Below are 16369 nucleotides of genomic sequence, written 5' to 3' on the forward strand. Positions count from 1 at the left end.
TCGCATCAGGAAGCCCCCGTGCGCCCGGCCACTCTCTCCGCGACCTCGCCTCCCGAGCTGGAGGCTCAACTCAAGCTGCGGCGCCGCAACTTCTTCCTGGTGGCGCTGGGGCTCGCGTTGTCGCTCGTCATGCAGCCGCTGACGCTCGGCCGCATCGTCACGGAGATGTACTGGGTCCACCTGGCCTGGTGCGCCGGCTTCGTCTTCCTGGGCGTGGCGGTGGGCGCGCGTTGGTTCTCCACCCGGAACATCGGCATCGCCTCCGCCGTCGTGAGCCTGGCCGGCCTCACGCTGGACATCCACTACACCGGCGGCATCCAGAGCCCCTTCTTCCCCTCGTTGTACGCGGTGCCGCTCATCATCTGCGTCTTCACGCCCGGGCACCGGCGGCCCACGCTGCTGGCCTGCGCGCTGACGCTGCTGTGCCTGCTGGTGACGTGCTGGGCGTCCGGCGCGTCGGTGCAGGTGGCGGTGTCGCAGGGGCTGTCCTTCGCGTTCGTGGCGTGGGTGTCCGTGTTCGGCTCGCAGACGTTCCGCCGGCTGCGGGACGCGGAGCGCGCCGCGGACCAGGAGCGGCTGGTGGCGCTGGAGCGGCTGGCGGAGAGCGAGCGGCTGCGCGCCCAGGCCGACCTCCACCGCGCGGAGATGGAGCGGCTGGCCCTGGTGGGGCAGCTCGCCGCGGGCGTGGCGCACCAGGTGAACAACCCGCTGTCCTACGTGAAGTCCAACCTGGGCTACCTCGACGAGGAGCTGCGCGAGCCGGCGCCGGACCTGGAGGACCTGCGGCGCGTGGTGGACGAGACGCAGCAGGGTGTGCTGCGCATCCAGCACATCGTCACCGAGCTGCGTCACTTCTCGCGCGCCAACGCGCAGGACGAGGAGGCCTGCGCGGTGGCGGAGGCCCTGGCGAAGGCGCGCTGGCTGGCGTCCGCGGAGCTGCGCGGGCTGAGCGAGGTGGTGGAGGAGGTGGCGCCGGACCTGCCGCGCGTGCGCATGGGCCTGGGGCGGCTGGTGGAGGTGCTGGTGAAGCTGCTCGTCAACGCGGCCCAGGCCGTGGACGCCGCGCAGCCGCGCCGCCCGGGCCGCATCGTCCTGCGCGCCCACGCGTCGGACACCGGTGTGCGGCTGGAGGTGGAGGACAACGGCCCGGACATCCCCGAGTCCGTGCTGCCGCGCCTCTTCGAGCCCTTCTTCACGTTCCCCCGCGCCAGGTCCGCGGGGCTGGCGCTGTCGGTGTGCCGCGACCAGGTGGAGAGCGCGGGCGGCACCTTGTCGGCGGAGAACCACCCCGACGGCGGCGTCCGCTTCGTGCTCGACCTGATGGCGGCCTCGCGGCCCGCGACCGCCTGACCCGGGCCGGCCCGCGTCCGCCGGGGCCGGTGTGCGGTCAGCCGGTGCGCCGCCGGAGGCCGGATGCGGCGGGCTCGTCGAAGAAGTCCCGGGGCGAGGCCTCGTCCACGAGGACGCCGTCGTCGATGAGCAGCACGTGGTCGGCCACCATCCGCGCCAGCGGGAGGTGCTGCGTGACGAGCACCACGGTGCGCTCGGCGCGAAGCAGCAGCAGCCGGCGCGCCAGCCAGCGGACCCCGTCCCCCGTCAGGCCCACCTCTGGCTCGTCCAGCAGCACCAGCGGCGCGCGGCCGGCGATGGCGACGGTGAGCAGCGCCAGCCGCCACAGGCCCTCGGGCAGCAGCGTCACGGGCCGCTCGCGCAGGCGGTCCAGCCGCGCGGCCGCCGCGGGGGCGCAGGCCCAGACGGACGCCAGCGTCTGGCGTGCCGCGGGGCCGAGCAGCTCACCCAGGCTGCGAGGCTCCGTGGGCCGCGACTGGGGCACCACCGCCTGGGCCGTCACGGGCAGGGAGAGCTGACCCCGCACCCAGAAGTCGGCGCCGTCTCCGCTCCGTCCGTTGACCAGGGCGCGCAGCAGGGTGCTCTTGCCGCCGCCGCCCGGACCCAGCACCACGCTGGCGCGCCGCCAGGGCAGGTCGAAGGACAGCTTCGCCAGCACCGCGCGTGGGCCATAGCCGGCGCTCAGGTTCCTGGCTTGAATCACGGCGCTGCACTCCTTTCGAGGCCTGGGGGACGGCGCTCAGAGGTCTGGTGCGAAAGCGTCCTGCTCGGGTGGGGGCGGGCCGGCGCTTGCTCCCAGGAGGCTCGACGCCAGCCGCTCCAGCGTCTCCCGCCACTCCGTGCGCTCCACGGCGGTGGGGTTCTCGATGCAGTCGTCGAGCACGTCGTCCACGCCCAGCAGCGGCCGCGCGAGCTCGGCGAGCCGCTCCACGCTCAGCGTGGCCTCCCGCTCCAGGCTCCGCAGGAGCGAGCCCAGCAGCGCCTGGTCATGCTCGCGCAGCTCGGGGCGGAGGTTCACCTGCGTCAGCAGCTCGGCGAACACCGCGACGTCCTGCCACAGCCGGCGGCCGGACTCGAAGGCGTGGCCGTCCTCTCCATTCAGCCACCCGAGCACCGCCGCCTGGAGCCGCCGCAGCTCCGTGCGGTCCTCGATGCGGAGGTCCTCGTAGATGTCCCGCCCCGTCAGCTCGGAGAAGCACACCGCCGCCCGGCGCAGCACGGGCAGCAGCCACGGCGCGGTGGGCTCCGCCCGCGTGAGCAGCCCACGTCGGAACAACACGTACGCCTGGCGGACCTTCAGCGAGCGCTCCAGTTCCTGGGTGAGCAGTCCCTCCAGTCGCGGGGCCAGGCCCTCGTGCTCGCACAGGGCGCGCTCCACCGCGGCCGCGCACTTGAACAGGCGGCGCCGCGCGCTCCCACACGTGGCGATGACGCTCCAGGGGGCCTCGGACACCGTCATCGCGCCCAGTCGCTCCAGCCGCTCGCCCAGGTCCAGCCGCGCGACGAAGGCCAGGTCCGCGATGCGCTGCCGCCCTGCGTCGGCATGGGTGGCGGCGTCCTGCTCCTCCGGCTCGTAGTGGGCGTGAACCGAGCCCAGCGCCCGGGCTCCCGCGAGGACGGCGCCGCGCAGCGCGGGCACGGGTTCCTGCAGCAGGCGCCGCGTCTCCAACTGCTCGCACCGGCGCAGGTCCACCTGCCTCGCCAGCTGGATGGCGTCCGTCAGCGCTGTCTGTAATTGACCGGGCGTCAAGGGAGGCAGCTCCGAGGCCACCGGGAAGGGCCGGTTGCGGTGGACGTCGTGTCTGAGATTTGTAGTGTCGCTGGATAATTATTGTCAAATCGGGTCGATGTGCCGCTTCGATGCCGCACGGCGGCTGGATGTCTGTCTGGAAACTGCCTGAGAACAGAAAGCCTGGGACTCCCGCGAGCGGCGAACCGCGGGCCCCGGCGTGTCAGGGGGTTGGAGGGCGCCGCCCGGCGCGCGACCTCGGGCTAGGCCCTCTACGGAAGGGTTGAGCGGCTGTGCAGTCTGGCTTGGATTGCGGGACCCGGCTTCTTCCAGGCGCCTGTCCCACGCTGGGACGGCGGGGCTACTCGGGCACCTCGGGCGTGGCGGCGACCGGCGCGGAGGCGCCGGCGGGTGCCGGGGCCGCCTCCGCCGTGGGCTCCTCACGGGGCGTGGGCGTCCCACTCCCCCGTTGCTGACGCTCCCGCCACGCGCTGGGGGACTCACCCACCAGCTTGCGGAAGAGGCTGCTGAAGTGCTGGAGCGAGGCGCAGCCCACCTCCACCGCCACCGCGGTGAGCTTCATGTTCGACTCGCGAAGCAGCGACTGCGCCATGCGCACCTGCACCGCGTTCAGCTCCGCCTGGAAGGACGTGCTGGCCTCCTTCAGGCGCCGCTGCAGCGTCCGCTCGGACATGCCCATCTCCCGGGCCACGTCCGACAGATTCACCTCTGGCAGTCGCGCCCGCATCACCTGGTGCAGCTCGCGCAGCAGCGGGGACTGCCCGGTGGCCTCGGCCACCAGCCCGTTGAGCTCCTCCAGCAGCGCCGCCGCCACGGCCTCCGGCTGCCCCAGCCACTGCAGGGCCTCGTCGGGCGCCGTGAAGGCGCGGCTGGGGTAGGCCCCGGACAGCAGCGTGTAGAATCCGCCCACCACCGCGCCCACCACGCCCTCGGGCCGCACCAGCGCCTGCTTCAGCACGGAGGTGCTGAAGACCTTCTCGCGGGGCTGCATGTATTTGACCAGGGCGGCAAAGGCCATGGGGTCGGCGGCCTCCAGCCGGCGTGCGTCCACCAGCGAGGCATGGGGCTTGGCGGGAGACAGCTCCACGTCCAGCACCTGGACGAGCCGGCGCACCTGGGCCTCACCGGGACGTCCCCAGAGGACGAAGCCGCACAGGTCCTCCGAGGCGTACCAGTGGAGGAAGCTCTCCCCGACTAGATAACGGCCGTGGGGGTCCCGGAGGTAATCTTCGACTCCGTCTGCGGATCGCACGGCTTGGCAGAATAGCGCTTCGCCACCCGGGCCACCCAGAACGGATTGATGGGAGAAAGCCCGGTTGTCAGTTCGGGCCGGACCATGGCCTTGCTGGCGAGCTCTTCGGTGAGGGCCGGCAGCTCGTACCAGGGCACCTGGGGCTTGAGGTGGTGGGCCTGGTGATAGCCCGCGTTGAAGAACCACCGGTTGTAGAAGGCGGAGTAGGACGTCGTCCCCAGGGCGTCCTTGTGCTCCGAGTCCGTCTCGAAGTGGGCCGCCAGGTTGAGCCAGTGGATGCAGACCTGCGTCGCCAGCAGCACCGCCCACCAGGCCAACCCCAGCGCGGGCTTCCACACGACGAGCGCCAGCAGCGTGCCGTCCACCACCAGGAAGTCCAGGGCGAGCTCCAGCCGCTGGTTCTTCTTCCGGGCCCACCGCCACACGTGGCCCAGCGTCTCGTAGGGCCACAGCCAGGGCGTCAGCGCCGAGCGCAGGCAGTAGTGCAGCACGCGCTCCCCCGGCCGGCGGCGCCCCCAGTCCCCCGGCCCGTCATCGAAGCGGTGATGGTTGAGGTGGTGGATGTAATAGCCCCGGTAGGGGAAGCCGCAGGCCATGCCCAGCGTCCGGGACACCACCCAGTGCATGAGCGGGGGCCGGGCGATGGAGACATGCATGTGGTTGTGGAGGACGGCGTAGTTCCAGAAGCAAATCGCCCAGCCCAGCAGGCACATCCCCAGCCGCCCCAACCCCGGCAGCGCGTCCCAGCTCAGGATGAAGGCCGGGAACCAGCCCCACCACAGCGCATGCACCGCGAGCTGTGGCAGGTCGGCGGAAGGGGGCGGGGGGCGGGCGGGGGTCATGAAGCTTTCAGTACGCCCCCCTCATCGTGGCTGCTTCACTCCACGCGCCAAGCGCTTGCGCCAGGGCGCAATCCGTCCGCCCCTCACCACCCTTCACGTCCCGGCCAGGGTCTCCACTGCCCCCGGGCCGGGTCACTTCGACTCGCTACGTCTCGAGCGCGTGCGCCACCTGTCCCAGCAGGCGCAGCCGCGGTGCGTCGAGCTTTCGCACCGTGCGCAGCAGCCGGCGGACCTCGGGGCGCTCGCGATACTCCGGCGGGTCCTCGGCCAGCGCGGGCGCGCCTTCGACGCCGGCGCCCGCCATGCCGAGCAGCACATCCGATGAGCAGTTGAGCACCAGGCACAGCTTGCGCAGCGTGCGGACGCTGGGGAGCATGTGGCCGCGCTCCAGGCGGCCATACACCTCGGTGGCGATGCCAACGCGCTCGGCCACGTCGGCCTGGGTCAGCTCCAGCCGTTGTCGCGCCGCGCGGACCGCGTTTCCAATGAGGGTTGCCAGTCGTTGTTCCATGGCGTGCGGGAAACCTGTCGAAAAGAGGGCTTCGTCCCCCCGCATCCAGGCGGAGAGGCACCGGGGAGAAGTGACGGCCGTTGGCTGCCTCGTGGAACACAGATTACGAGTGGGGTCTGACATTCCTGGGCTCCCGGGAGGGCCTGCTGGAGCGTCCGGAATCGAGCGCTTCAACCCCCCGTGTCGCATGTGTCGCGGGCGGCCGCCGGATGCGCGCGGAAGCCGAAAATTCGGCCTGCGCGGCGTTGTCAATGGTGGCTCGGGATGGCCCGGAAAAAGCCTTGCTGTTTCCGTGGTTTACGAAGTGAGGACGTCTGACGTAGGGTGAGCGCCCCGGTAGGTACCGGGAATCCGGTGCAAACCCCCGGTGACTCGGATCCGCAGGCCGCTCCGCGCGCCTGGCGGGGAGGCTGTTGAGGTCGTGAGCGACGAGCGTCCGGACGCGCTGCTCAAGAGCGCACTCGAGAAGATCGTCTACTTCGAGGCGCGTGCCCAGCAGCTCCACAGCGAGCTGGATTCGACGCGCGAGGAGATGGAGCACCTCAAGCGCGAGGTGGCGGAGGCGCACCAGCGCGAGCTGGACCTGCGCCGCGAGGTGGCCGAGCTGGAAGTCCGCGTGGGCCGCCTGCAGGCCGAGCGCGAGGAGCTCAACCGGCTCAACCAGGCCCTGCGCGCCGAGCGGAACCAGATGATGGACAAGCTGCTGGACGTGGGCCGCATCCGCGCCACCGCCCAGGAGCGCGACGACGAGGACGACGACCTGGGGCTGGACCTGGCCTCGTTCATCTCCCAATTGCGCAGCGAGGTCATCCTGCGCGGCGAGAACGGGCCGGTGGCGCGCGGGCTGGTGGTCCCCACGCGCGGCTCGTCGGTGGCGCTGCGGGATACGGCCAGCACCCTGGCGCCGGCGACGGTGAGCGAGCCGCCCGTGGCCGCGGCGCCCGAGGATGACAGCCTGTCGCCCGTGGCGCGCGAGGCGCAGCGGTTCCTCCATGCGGGGCGGCTGAGCGTGAGCCCGGCACAGCACGCGGAGCTGTCCTCGCACGCGGGCTTTGGTGGCACGTCGGACGAGACGCTCTTCGGGTTCTCCATCCGCGAGCTGTCCGCGCCGGACTGCGCGGCCCGCGTTCGCGCCGCGGAGCGGTTGAAGGCGCTGTCGCAGCCGGCCGCCGCGCCCGCGCTGGCGTCGGCGCTGCACGCGGAGACGGACCCCACGGCGCAGGTGGCGTTGCTCCAGGCGTTCGCGTCGCTGTGCCAGGAGGAGGGCGCCTCGGTGGTGTCGCCGCTGCTGGCGTCGCCGGTGCCGGAGGTGCGCATCGCGGCGCTCAAGGCGCTGCTGACGCTGGCGCCGAAGGACGCGGCGCCGCACCTGGCGCAGGCGATGAAGGACCCGGACCGCTCGGTGCGCCGTCGCGCGTCGCTGCTGGCGCTGGGCCTGGAAGGCGAGACGGCGCGGCGGCTGGGCGAAGAGGCCATCCACGACGCGGACCCCGAGGCGCGCGCGCTGGCCGCGCTGGCGCTCGGCGCGGGCAGTGGTGAGAACGCGCGCACGTTGCTGCTGGGGGCGCTGGGGGATCGGGAGCTGCGCGTGCGCAAGGCCGCCGCGCAGAGCCTGTCCCGCATCCTGGGGCAGGACGTGTCGGCGGTGGTGAACCTGGATGACACGCACCGGCGGCGGGAGATTCGCCGGCTGGCGACGCTGCCCGTGAAGCCCGTGCGGGCGCGGCTGGAGGAGCCTCGCCCGGTGGTGGCGCCCGCGGCGGTGGCCTCCGCGAGCGCGGTGGCCATGGCGCCGGTTCAGGTCCATGCGGTGGCCGAGCAGCCCGCGTATGCCGTCGCGGTCGTGGGCGGCGCGCAGCTGGGGGCCCCGCAGGCGCGTGTGGCCCCGGGCAGCGCGGCGCAGGGCGCTGGGGCCGTGCCGATGATGGGTGTGGCCCCGGGCAGCGCGGCGCAGGGCGCTGGGGCCGTGCCGATGGGTGTCGCCCCGAGCAGCATGGCGCAGGGCGCTGGGGCCGTGCCGAGGGGTGTCGCCCCGAGCAGCATGGTGCAGGGCGCTGGGGCCGTGCCGAGGGGTGTGCCCCAGGCGCGTTCGGCGCAGGGCGCTGGCGCCGGGCCGATGGGGACGCCGCAGGCGCGGATTTCTCCAGCGGCGTCGGCGCAGGGTGGGGCTACTGCCACTGGGGTCTCGCCCATGGCTCCCGGGGCCGTGCCACCAGGGGCACCTCAGGCGAAGGCGACTTCGGGCAGCGGTGCCCAGGGGGGGGCTTCGGCGCCATCCGTCGCGCACGGGGGAGCTGGCGCCCAGGGCGCCATGAATCCAGCCGCGGGTGTTCGTGGCGGTGCCGCGGCTGCCGGGTCGCCAAGGGCCGCCGGCGCTCATGCCGCGCCGGCCGCCGCGCCTCGGGCGGGAGTTCCCGGCACCCCGGCGTCCACTGGCACGCACACCGCGCCTGCCGCCGCGCCTCGGGCGGCGGCTCCCGGCACCCCGGTGTCCACAGGCGCGCACACCGCGCCTGCCGCGTCCGCGCAGCGTGCCCCGGCCGCCGGAACACCAGGTCCCACGCAGGCACCTCGCGCCCCCGCCACCCCGCCGCCCGCCCGTCTGTCCCCCGTCCAGGCCGCCCTGGTGGCGATGGGCGCCGTGGCCGGCCAGGCCGCGCCGGCTCCCGCCGCGCGCGCTCCGGTCGCCGAGCCCGCTCGCCCGGCGCCCGCGCGCCCCAGTGCCTCCCCCGTGGAAGCACTCTGCACCCAGATGTTGGCCGAGGTCCGCGCGGCGGTGCGTGGCCGCTCGCTCGTCGAGCTGGCGGTCGCGCTCTCGGCGCCTTCGGAGCTCGCCCAGGAGGCGCTCACCCTGTTATCCGCTCGGGGAGCGGTGATTCGAAGGGGGCACAAATACTTCGCCGCTTGAGGCAAGGTAGCCGTCCCGCACGTCTTTCGAAGGGTCGTCCATGGAAGCGCCGACGTACAGCTCCAAGCAGGTCGCCGAGATGCTCGGCGTGTCCCCGAAGCAGATTCCGGAGGAATCGCGGAAGGACGCCTACACGCCGGACGACATCTGGGAGCTGCGCACCACGCTCGACCGTTTCCCGGAGCGTCTGGGCCACCGTCGCCAGCTCTTCCTCAACTTCAAGGGCGGCACCGGCAAGACGTCGCTGTCCACGTCCTACGCCTGGCGCCTGGCGGAGCTGGGCTACGCGGTGCTCCTCATCGACCTCGACAGCCAGGGCCACGCCACCAAGTGCCTGGGCTACGAGGGCGAGGACTTCGAGAAGACGCTGCTGGACGTCCTGGTCCGCAAGACGCCCCTGGCCAAGGTCATCCAGAAGTCCTCGCTGCCCAACCTGGACTTCGTCCCGTCCAATCTGACGATGTCCACGGTGGACCTCGCGCTGATGCCCATGGCCGGCCGCGAGTTCAAGCTGCGCAACGCCCTCAAGGAAGTGGAGGCCCAGTACGACGTCGTCGTCTTCGACGCGCCGCCGTCCTTCGGCCTGCTCAACCTCAACGCGCTGATGGCGGCGAACGACCTGTTCGTCCCCGTGCTCGCGGACTTCCTGTCCTTCCACGGCCTCAAGCTGCTGTTCGAAACGGTGCAGAGCCTGGAGGAGGACCTGAACCACGTGCTCGACCACGTCTTCATCGTGGTCAACTCCTTCAACGCCACCTTCAAGCTGGCGAAGGAGGCCCTGGAGGCGCTCCAGACGCACTATCCGGAGTTCCTGCTGCCCACCATCATCCGGCAGTGCACCAAGTTCGCGCAGGCCTCCAGTGAGGGCCGGCCGGTGTTCGTCGCGGACCCCTCGTCCAAGGGGGCCAACGACATCCAGGCCATGATTGACAACATCCTGCCCCGGCTGGTGGCCGCGGCAGCCGCTGCCCAGACGAAGGGCACCCAGCAGGCCGGCTGAGAACCATGAAGAAAGCCTTCGAACAGAACGTGTCCCGAGCCAAGCCGCGCCTCCGCCTGGGCGCGCTGACCGGGCTCGTCGACCCCGTCGAGCCCACGCCTCCCGAGCCGGAGGCCGCCGAGGCCCCCGCGCCCGAGGCGACCGCCGAGGCTCCCGACCTCTCCTCCGAGGTGCGCGCCCGCATCGAGCGCGCCCGGGCCCCGCGTCCCACCGCCGCCCAGGCCATGGACGCCGCCCTGCGCACGCACGAGCCCGCCGCCGACGTGTCCGCCTACGACGCCCCCGTGCCGGACGAGGCGCCCGTCGACGAGGCGCCCGCGCAGGAGCCGGAGGCCTACGCCGCGGAGCCCGTCACGTTCGGCTCTCCGCCGCCAGACGTCGAGGCCCTGCTCGACGCCGCGCCGCCCGCGGAGCCCGTGACGTTCGCCGCGCCGCCCCAGGCGCTGCACTTCGACGGCCCGATGGCCGCCGTCAGTCCTCCTCCGGAGGCGCACCCCATGACGCAGGCCTCGGCTCCCGGCTCCTCCATGCCGTATGGCACCACCACCGTCGCGGAGCCGGTGGCCCGTGTCGAAGCGCCCCCCACCGAGGTGGAGGTCCAGCGGCCAGCCCCGCCGCGCGAGGACTCGCAGGACGCCGCGTCCCGCCGCGAGCGGCTGAAGGCCCGGCTCAAGGCGGTGCGGGAGAACCCGCGCCCGGAGCCGCTGCCCGCCACCGTGGCGGAGGCGGGCCAGCGCGCGGTGGAGCGCATCACCCACCTCCAGGCGGAGCTGGTGAAGGTGAAGGCGCTCAACCTCTCCCTCACGCAGGACCTCGAGGTGGCGCGCCGCCAGGCGGAGAAGGCCACCGAGGAGGCCCGGCTGCGCATGGACGAGGCGCGCCGCTTGTCCGCGGAGATGGAAGGCCGCGTGAAGCTGCTGGCCGACCTGGAGCGCGAGCTGGCCGCGCTGGAAGGCGAGCGCGACGAGGCGCTGCTGTCGCTCCAGGAGACGCGTCAGGCGCTCCAGGCCGCGGCCAAGGAGCGCGAGGCCCTGGAGGAAGAGGTCGCCCGCGGCAAGCAGTCCCTGGTGGACAGCCTCGCCGAGGAGGAGCGGCTCGCCGGCGAGCTGGAGTCCGCCAAGGACGAGTCCGCGTCCCTGCGCCGCGCGGTGGAGGCGCTCCAGGGCGAGCGCGACGTGCTGGCCCAGCAGGTGGCCTCGCTCACCGCCGAGCGCGCCGAGCTGCTGGAGGCGCGCAAGGCCCTGGAGTCGGTGCACCGGGCCCTGAGCCAGGCCACGGTGCGCTGAAGCCGCGCTAGTTCGCGTCCTTCGCCACGCCGCGGGTGCTGCTTCCTCCGCGCACCGCGGCGAAGGACGGACCGAGCGGCGGCGAGCGGAGCCCCGTGGTGGCCAGTCCGCTGAAGTCGCCGTCGGGCTTCTTCAGCGTCTGGAGGTGGGCGACGATGCGCGCCTTGCGGTCGTCCTTGCCCGGGTGGTTGGCGAAGAAGCCCCCTTCGTCCTGCGTCTTGGCGAGCAGGGCCAGGTAGTCCTCCGGCTTGTAACCCGCGGACAGCATCAGCTCGACGGCGACCCGGTCCGCCTCGAACTCCTGCTCCCGGGCGTTGCCCTTGTCGAGGAGCCCGATGGTCTTCTCGCTCAGGTAGCCGAGCAGGTCGGGCTTCTTGTCCAGGTCCAGCGTCCCGTCTCCCGCCATGCTCGCGTTCAGCATGGCCAACCAGTCGTCGGGGATGCCGGCCTCCCCGAGGGTGACGAGCTTGCACGTGCCGACCTTCACCTCGCCGTAGTGGCGGATGGCGTGCTTGAGCGTGATGTGGGCGATTTCATGTGCCAGCACGCCGGCCAGTTGCCCTTCGTTCTCCAGGCCCTGGAGCAGCTTCCGGGTGACGAAGACATAGCCACCGGGCGCGGACAGGGCGTTGAACTGGGACGTGTCCTCGAGCGCGCCGAAGGTCCACTCGAGCGTGGGGCGCGCGGACTGGGCCGCGAGGTTCTTTCCGACGGTGTTGAGGTAGCGGTGCAGCGCCTGGCCCTGGCCCTCCAGCATCAGCCCGCCGCCGCGCTGCACGAAGTGGATCGCCAGCGCACCTCCGAGGGCGTACTCCTCCTGGACGCTCGGGTTCGCATGCAGCTTCTCGCAGCGGTTCGCGTCCTGAACCGCGGCGACCGCCGTGTTGGCGGTCTCCACGAGGTTCTCGGGCCGCATGAGCTCCCGCGGGTTGAAGCTCCGGCAGGATGCGTTCAGCGCGCCCAGTCCCACCAGCGCGAGCACCTTCAGTCCCGTTCGCATCATCGGTTGCCACTCCGCTTCTTCGTCGCCGACTTCGTCGAGGTCGCAGCCACCTTGGCGCTGGCCCCCACCACGGGGAAGAGCCCGGCCGCGGCCACGTGCGCGGCGATGTCCTCGGTCGACACGCCCTTCGCCAGCGTCTCGAGCGCCTTGATGTCGTCGACGGCCTGGCCGTGGTCCCCGCCCTTGTCCTTGCCGTAGCGCTCGGCGCCCGGGCTGAGCGCCTTCACCGCGGCCCCGCTGGCGACGAACTTCTTCGGGTCCACCCGTTGTTGGCTTCCGCCGTCGGTCACCAGCTCCATGTTGGGTGGTGTGGTGGACAGGTTCGTCTGGAACACGAAGCCCTCCTTCCCGGTGGCCGTGGTCACCCGGTGCCATTGCTTGTGCTTCGCGTGCGCGCCGCCCCACGTCACCTGCTCGCCGGGCTGGAGCACCGCCACCGCGTTGTCCGAGCCGGACGGGCTCGCCAGCACGCGCGTGTTCTTCGCCTTCACGTACAGCGGCTCACCGACCTTCACGGCCGAGGCCACGGCCGGAATGCCCAACGTCAGCACGGCGGTGGCCCACGCGGCCCGTGTCTTCATCCCCATGTCTCCCCGGCTCCTTTCAGCACCGCTCACTTGTCCAGGTTCGCCACGCCGTCGAAGTCCGGCGGCGGGGCCTTCGCATACCGTTGGCAGCGCGCGAGCAGCGCCTGGGTGGGCCCGTCGTCCGGGTCCTCGGCGTAACGCGCCTCCAGCACCGCCGCTGCCTCGTCGAATCGCGCCTCGCGGTAGAGCGCCAGCGCCTCGTGGTAGCGCGCCACCGTCTCCCGCGTGCGCGCATCCACGCCGCCCTTGAGCGCGAGCAGCTCGTACACCGTGACGGCCTCCGTCTTGCCCGCCACGCGCACCCGGTCCAGCTCCCGCGCCTCGATGTACTCGCGCGCCAGCTCGTACGTGCGTGGCCCTATCATGATGACGGTGCCATACGCCTTGTTCGCGCCCTCCAGCCGCGCGGCCAGGTTCATCCCGTCTCCAATGGCCGTGTAGCTGAAGAGCTGCTCGCTGCCGAAGTTGCCCACGAAGTTCACCGCGCTGTTGAGGCCGATGCGCGTGTACATGTCCGGCAGGCCCTGGGCCCGGAACTCCTCGCGCAGCCGGTCCACCGCCGCCTTCGCCGCGAGCGCCCCCTTGCAGGCGCGCAGCGCATGGTCCGCCTGCCGCATCGGGGCACCGAAGAGGCACACCACGGCGTCGCCGATGTACTTGTCCAGGCACCCACCTTCCTTCAGCAGCGCCGCGCTCACCCGCGTCAGATACGTGTTGAGGAGGCGCACCAGGTTGCGCGGGTCGTCCTTGAAGCGCTCGCTGAAGGTGGAGAAGCCCCGGATGTCACTGAAGAAGGCGGTGATTTCGACATTCTCGCCGTCCAGCCGGGGCAGCTCGCGCTGGGCAATCATCTGCTCCACGAGCTTCGGCTCCATGAAGCGGCTGAAGGCCTGGCGGATGAACGCCGCCTCCTTGTTGGCCACCAGGTGGTTGAAGGCCACCGCGCTCACGCTGGCCAGCACGCCCGCCAGCGCGGGCAGGGCGGTGAGTACGTAGGTGTTCGTCATCCCCAGGAGGGGACCCGTCACCCAGCTCATGCCCACGTAGAGCCCCAGGGGCCACGCAATCTCCAGCGGCGTCCAGCGGGTCGTCATCAACAGCACCGCCGACACCAGCGCCACCCCGAAGACGAGCGCCAGGCTCACCGGAAGCGGTGCCCGGGTGATGAAGCGGCCATCCCCCAGCAGCGTGTCCAGCACCGCTGCCTGCTTCACCACGCCCGGCTCATGCGCGGAGAAGGACGTGGCCTTGACGTCGTTGAGCCCCACCGCGTTGCCACCGATGATGACCACCTTGCCCCGGAACACGTCCGGCGGCAGCCCCGTGGGCTGGCCCTGTCTCCGGTGCACCCAGGCGTCGAGGACGGTGATGAGCGAGACGCTCGTGAAGCGGTCGTGTAGCTGCCCGCCAAAGTCGATGCCCGCGCCGCCGTCCGCGTCCACGGCGTAGGTGCGTGAGCCCAGGCGCAGGGTCCGCTCGGAGAGCTCGACGGCGCTGGCGCCCAGCAGGCTCGCGGCCACGCGCACCGGCAGCGTGGCGAAGGCGTTGGGCCCGTCCGAGTACACGAAGCGCGTGCGGCGCATGAACCCGTCGGCGTCCGCTTCCGGGTCCACCAGCCCGAAGCCATCCACCGCGTCCACCAGCACGGGGATGGGCGGGACCGGGTGGCTGGGCAGCCGTTCCCCCGAGGACGTCTCATAGTGGAGCGTGGGCAGCGCCCGGCCCGTCACGCGCACGGGGAACGCCACCGCGCGGGCCACCTGCGCGGGCGTGACGGACGGCAGGGTCGCCTCCAGGAACGTCTCCGCGCCCGCCTCCTCCGGGAAGGTCTCCTCGCCCGCCGCGGGGGCGTCCACCGCCACGACGGGGACCTGGGGCGCCTGGGGTGGCGACGCCGCCTGGAAGTCGGCCTGGGGGAGCGGCGCCGCGTCCGCGTGGGTGGATACGCCCAGGAAGAAGGGCGTGGACGTGTCCCGGAGCACCTGGGCGAAGGCCAGGTCCATGGACTCGTCGGAGCCGCGCTCGTCCATCACCGCGTCGAACACGATGGCCCGCGCGCCCTCGGCCTCGAGCTGCTCCACCACGCGCGCCCAGAGGTTCCGGCTGTAGGGCCAGCTTCCGAAGTTGAGGGCGTACTGTGGGTTGGCGCGGATGCGCTCCAGGCTCGGCTGGTCGATGGTGACCAGCACCACCTGCGTGGACGCCTCACGCCGCTCGGTGAAGCGGGTGACGGCGGCGTCGTACGCGGAGCGCTCGGCCTCCTCCAGCAAGCCGCCCAGCTGCGCGTCGAACCGCTGCCACGCCGCGGCCAGCGTCGTGGCCAGCACCGCCACGCCGAGCATCAACCGCCAGTGGTCCCGCCACCGTGAACGGACCGTCTTCCAGCGCTCGCCTGCCACAGCCCCCTCTTGCGAAGCGTGCTGGAGGGCACACTACCCCAGTGGCCGGAGGCTGGGCAGTCACCTGTCGCGCGTGGGGCCTCGCCGCGGGGGCCCGGCGGCCGTGATGCCTCGCCCCGCCGCGAAGCAGCAGCCGTCCGGGCGAGCCTCTGGCATCTCCTGCGTCGCCCATGCGGAAGCACATGCGGGGTTTGCCGGGCGTCTCCCCCATCCGGACCTTTGCCTTCGGTTCGACCCGCTCATTCGCAAGTCCACACGCAGCAAAGGAGTCAGACGTGGCACTGGATATCTTCCAAGAAAAAGGCGTTCCGCTCGACCGACAGGTCTTTACCTGGAAGGACCTGGTCCGGCGTCCCTACAGCAAGCTGGACGATGACGCCTTCACCCGGGTGTGCGTCATCTACATGAACGGCATCATGTCGGACGCGCTGCGGACGAAGCACGCCTTTGCCCGCATCAACCGCGACCTCCGGGAGCCGCTGGCGCTGATTCGCCGCGTGGAGCAGTACGAGCAGACGCTCATCAACTGGCTCAACCCTCCGGACCAGACACCGCTGGAGACGACCCTGGGCTTCGAGCAGGTCGCCATCGAGGTGACGGCCAGCGTGGCCATGCGTGAGCCAGACCCCTACCTGGCCCAGACGTACCGGTTCGGTCTGCTCGAGGACTTCGACCACCTCTACCGCTACTCCGCGCTGTACGACCGGCTGGAGGGGCTGGACCCCAACAACATCACCCAGTCCTACACGGACATCATTCCGGGCCGGCCCACCTCGGTGGAGCATCGCTATCCGCTGGATGACCTGCGCCGTCCCTACGACAAGGCCTCCGCCCACCCGCTGACGAAGCTCCACGCGATGAGCATCACCGCGTCGGAGAACCAGACGCACGACTACTACATGACCGTCGGTCCCTTCTTCACCGACCCGGTCGCCCGCCAGCTCTACGCGGAGATTGCGTCCATCGAGGAGCAGCACACCTCCATGTACGAGTCGCTGCTCGACCCGGGCGAGTCGCTGCTGGAGAAGTGGCTGCTGCACGAGGCCTGTGAGGTCTACAACTTCTACTCGTGCGTGGCCTTCGAGAAGAACCCACGCATCAAGGAAATCTGGCAGCGCTTCCTGGACTACGAGCTGGGGCAGCTCCACTACGTGAAGGAAATCTTCCAGCGCGTGGAGAAGCGTGACGCGGCCGAGGTGCTCCCGGCCACGCTGCCGGAGCCCATCGGCTTCAAGGAGCACCGCGACTTCGTCCGCAAGACGCTGAACCAGGAGGAGGACCTCATGTCCAACGGACCGGACTATGTGCGCAGCGCGGAGCTGCCGCGCGACCACCGCTCGTTCGTCTGGCGCGACCAGCTCAACTCCGATGGCTCACCGTCCGAGACGGTGGCCGCTGGCTACAAATGGATTCCGGGCACCGAGCTCGCCGCGCGCACCCCGCGCATGGGCTCGACGTTCGAGGGAAAGAAGGTTCACTGA

General features: G+C 71.6%; 13 protein-coding genes. 5 read left to right on the forward strand and 8 right to left on the reverse strand.

Features of this window, described 5'->3' with window-relative positions; translation table 11 throughout:
- The first annotated feature begins 18 nt into the window (after positions 1 to 18).
- Entirely contained in the window at positions 19 to 1350 is a 1332-nt protein-coding gene (locus tag VZL07_RS17500; RefSeq protein ID WP_426756695.1) for a sensor histidine kinase, read from the forward strand.
- Positions 1351 to 1387: 37 nt separating this feature from the next.
- Here VZL07_RS17500 and VZL07_RS17505 read toward each other — a convergent pair whose 3' ends face one another.
- The 5 genes from VZL07_RS17505 to VZL07_RS17525 form a co-directional block, all read right to left on the reverse strand.
- A complete protein-coding gene (locus VZL07_RS17505) occupies positions 1388 to 2053 on the reverse strand; it encodes an ATP-binding cassette domain-containing protein (RefSeq protein WP_426756696.1) in 666 nt (221 codons plus the stop codon).
- Positions 2054 to 2089: 36 nt separating this feature from the next.
- On the reverse strand, positions 2090 to 3100 hold the full coding sequence (locus VZL07_RS17510) for a hypothetical protein (RefSeq protein WP_426756697.1): 1011 nt from the start codon (positions 3098 to 3100) through the stop codon (positions 2090 to 2092).
- A 340-nt stretch (positions 3101 to 3440) separates the two neighbouring features.
- Complete coding sequence (locus VZL07_RS17515; protein WP_426757308.1) at positions 3441 to 4214, reverse strand: helix-turn-helix transcriptional regulator; 774 nt, start codon at positions 4212 to 4214, stop codon at positions 3441 to 3443.
- Positions 4215 to 4294: 80 nt separating this feature from the next.
- Positions 4295 to 5194, reverse strand: coding sequence for a fatty acid desaturase family protein (locus VZL07_RS17520; RefSeq protein WP_426756698.1), 900 nt, complete (start codon positions 5192 to 5194; stop codon positions 4295 to 4297).
- Positions 5195 to 5339: 145 nt separating this feature from the next.
- The gene (locus VZL07_RS17525) at positions 5340 to 5705 is read right to left on the reverse strand and encodes a helix-turn-helix transcriptional regulator (protein WP_426756699.1); all 366 of its coding nucleotides are present in this window, start codon (positions 5703 to 5705) and stop codon (positions 5340 to 5342) included.
- Positions 5706 to 6126: 421 nt separating this feature from the next.
- Between VZL07_RS17525 and VZL07_RS17530 the strand changes: the two genes are divergently transcribed.
- From VZL07_RS17530 to VZL07_RS17540, 3 genes are read left to right on the forward strand one after another with little or no spacing between them, the layout of a single operon-like run.
- Positions 6127 to 8613 (forward strand): HEAT repeat domain-containing protein, encoded by a 2487-nt coding sequence (locus tag VZL07_RS17530; RefSeq protein WP_426756700.1) that lies wholly within the window; start codon positions 6127 to 6129, stop codon positions 8611 to 8613.
- Between the two features lie 40 nt (positions 8614 to 8653).
- On the forward strand, positions 8654 to 9613 hold the full coding sequence (locus VZL07_RS17535) for a ParA family protein (protein ID WP_426756701.1): 960 nt from the start codon (positions 8654 to 8656) through the stop codon (positions 9611 to 9613).
- A 5-nt stretch (positions 9614 to 9618) separates the two neighbouring features.
- Complete coding sequence (locus tag VZL07_RS17540; RefSeq protein ID WP_426756702.1) at positions 9619 to 10899, forward strand: extensin-like protein; 1281 nt, start codon at positions 9619 to 9621, stop codon at positions 10897 to 10899.
- A gap of 7 nt (positions 10900 to 10906) precedes the next feature.
- On the opposite strand, the gene VZL07_RS17545 is transcribed toward VZL07_RS17540, so the two are convergent.
- From VZL07_RS17545 to VZL07_RS17555, 3 genes are read right to left on the reverse strand one after another with little or no spacing between them, the layout of a single operon-like run.
- The gene (locus VZL07_RS17545) at positions 10907 to 11902 is read right to left on the reverse strand and encodes a M48 family metalloprotease (RefSeq protein WP_426756703.1); all 996 of its coding nucleotides are present in this window, start codon (positions 11900 to 11902) and stop codon (positions 10907 to 10909) included.
- The gene (locus tag VZL07_RS17550; protein ID WP_426756704.1) at positions 11899 to 12489 is read right to left on the reverse strand and encodes an SH3 domain-containing protein; all 591 of its coding nucleotides are present in this window, start codon (positions 12487 to 12489) and stop codon (positions 11899 to 11901) included. Before VZL07_RS17550 ends, VZL07_RS17545 begins: the two co-directional genes overlap by 4 nt.
- A gap of 26 nt (positions 12490 to 12515) precedes the next feature.
- Complete coding sequence (locus VZL07_RS17555) at positions 12516 to 14888, reverse strand: CHASE2 domain-containing protein (RefSeq protein ID WP_426756705.1); 2373 nt, start codon at positions 14886 to 14888, stop codon at positions 12516 to 12518.
- Between the two features lie 275 nt (positions 14889 to 15163).
- Between VZL07_RS17555 and VZL07_RS17560 the strand changes: the two genes are divergently transcribed.
- A complete protein-coding gene (locus tag VZL07_RS17560) occupies positions 15164 to 16369 on the forward strand; it encodes a hypothetical protein (protein ID WP_426756706.1) in 1206 nt (401 codons plus the stop codon).

Origin of the sequence: Pseudomyxococcus flavus, from assembly GCF_050038885.1 — a bacterium.
Lineage (GTDB): Bacteria > Myxococcota > Myxococcia > Myxococcales > Myxococcaceae > Myxococcus > Myxococcus flavus.

Bases quoted from the DNA above. Each gene is read 5' to 3' on its own strand.
- VZL07_RS17545 (WP_426756703.1), bottom strand. From the start codon at position 11,902: ATGATGCGAACGGGACTGAAGGTGCTCGCGCTGGTGGGACTGGGCGCG.
- VZL07_RS17520 (WP_426756698.1), bottom strand. From the start codon at position 5,194: ATGACCCCCGCCCGCCCCCCGCCCCCTTCCGCCGACCTGCCACAGCTC.
- VZL07_RS17550 (WP_426756704.1), bottom strand. From the start codon at position 12,489: ATGGGGATGAAGACACGGGCCGCGTGGGCCACCGCCGTGCTGACGTTG.
- VZL07_RS17525 (WP_426756699.1), bottom strand. From the start codon at position 5,705: ATGGAACAACGACTGGCAACCCTCATTGGAAACGCGGTCCGCGCGGCG.
- VZL07_RS17535 (WP_426756701.1), top strand. From the start codon at position 8,654: ATGGAAGCGCCGACGTACAGCTCCAAGCAGGTCGCCGAGATGCTCGGC.
- VZL07_RS17540 (WP_426756702.1), top strand. From the start codon at position 9,619: ATGAAGAAAGCCTTCGAACAGAACGTGTCCCGAGCCAAGCCGCGCCTC.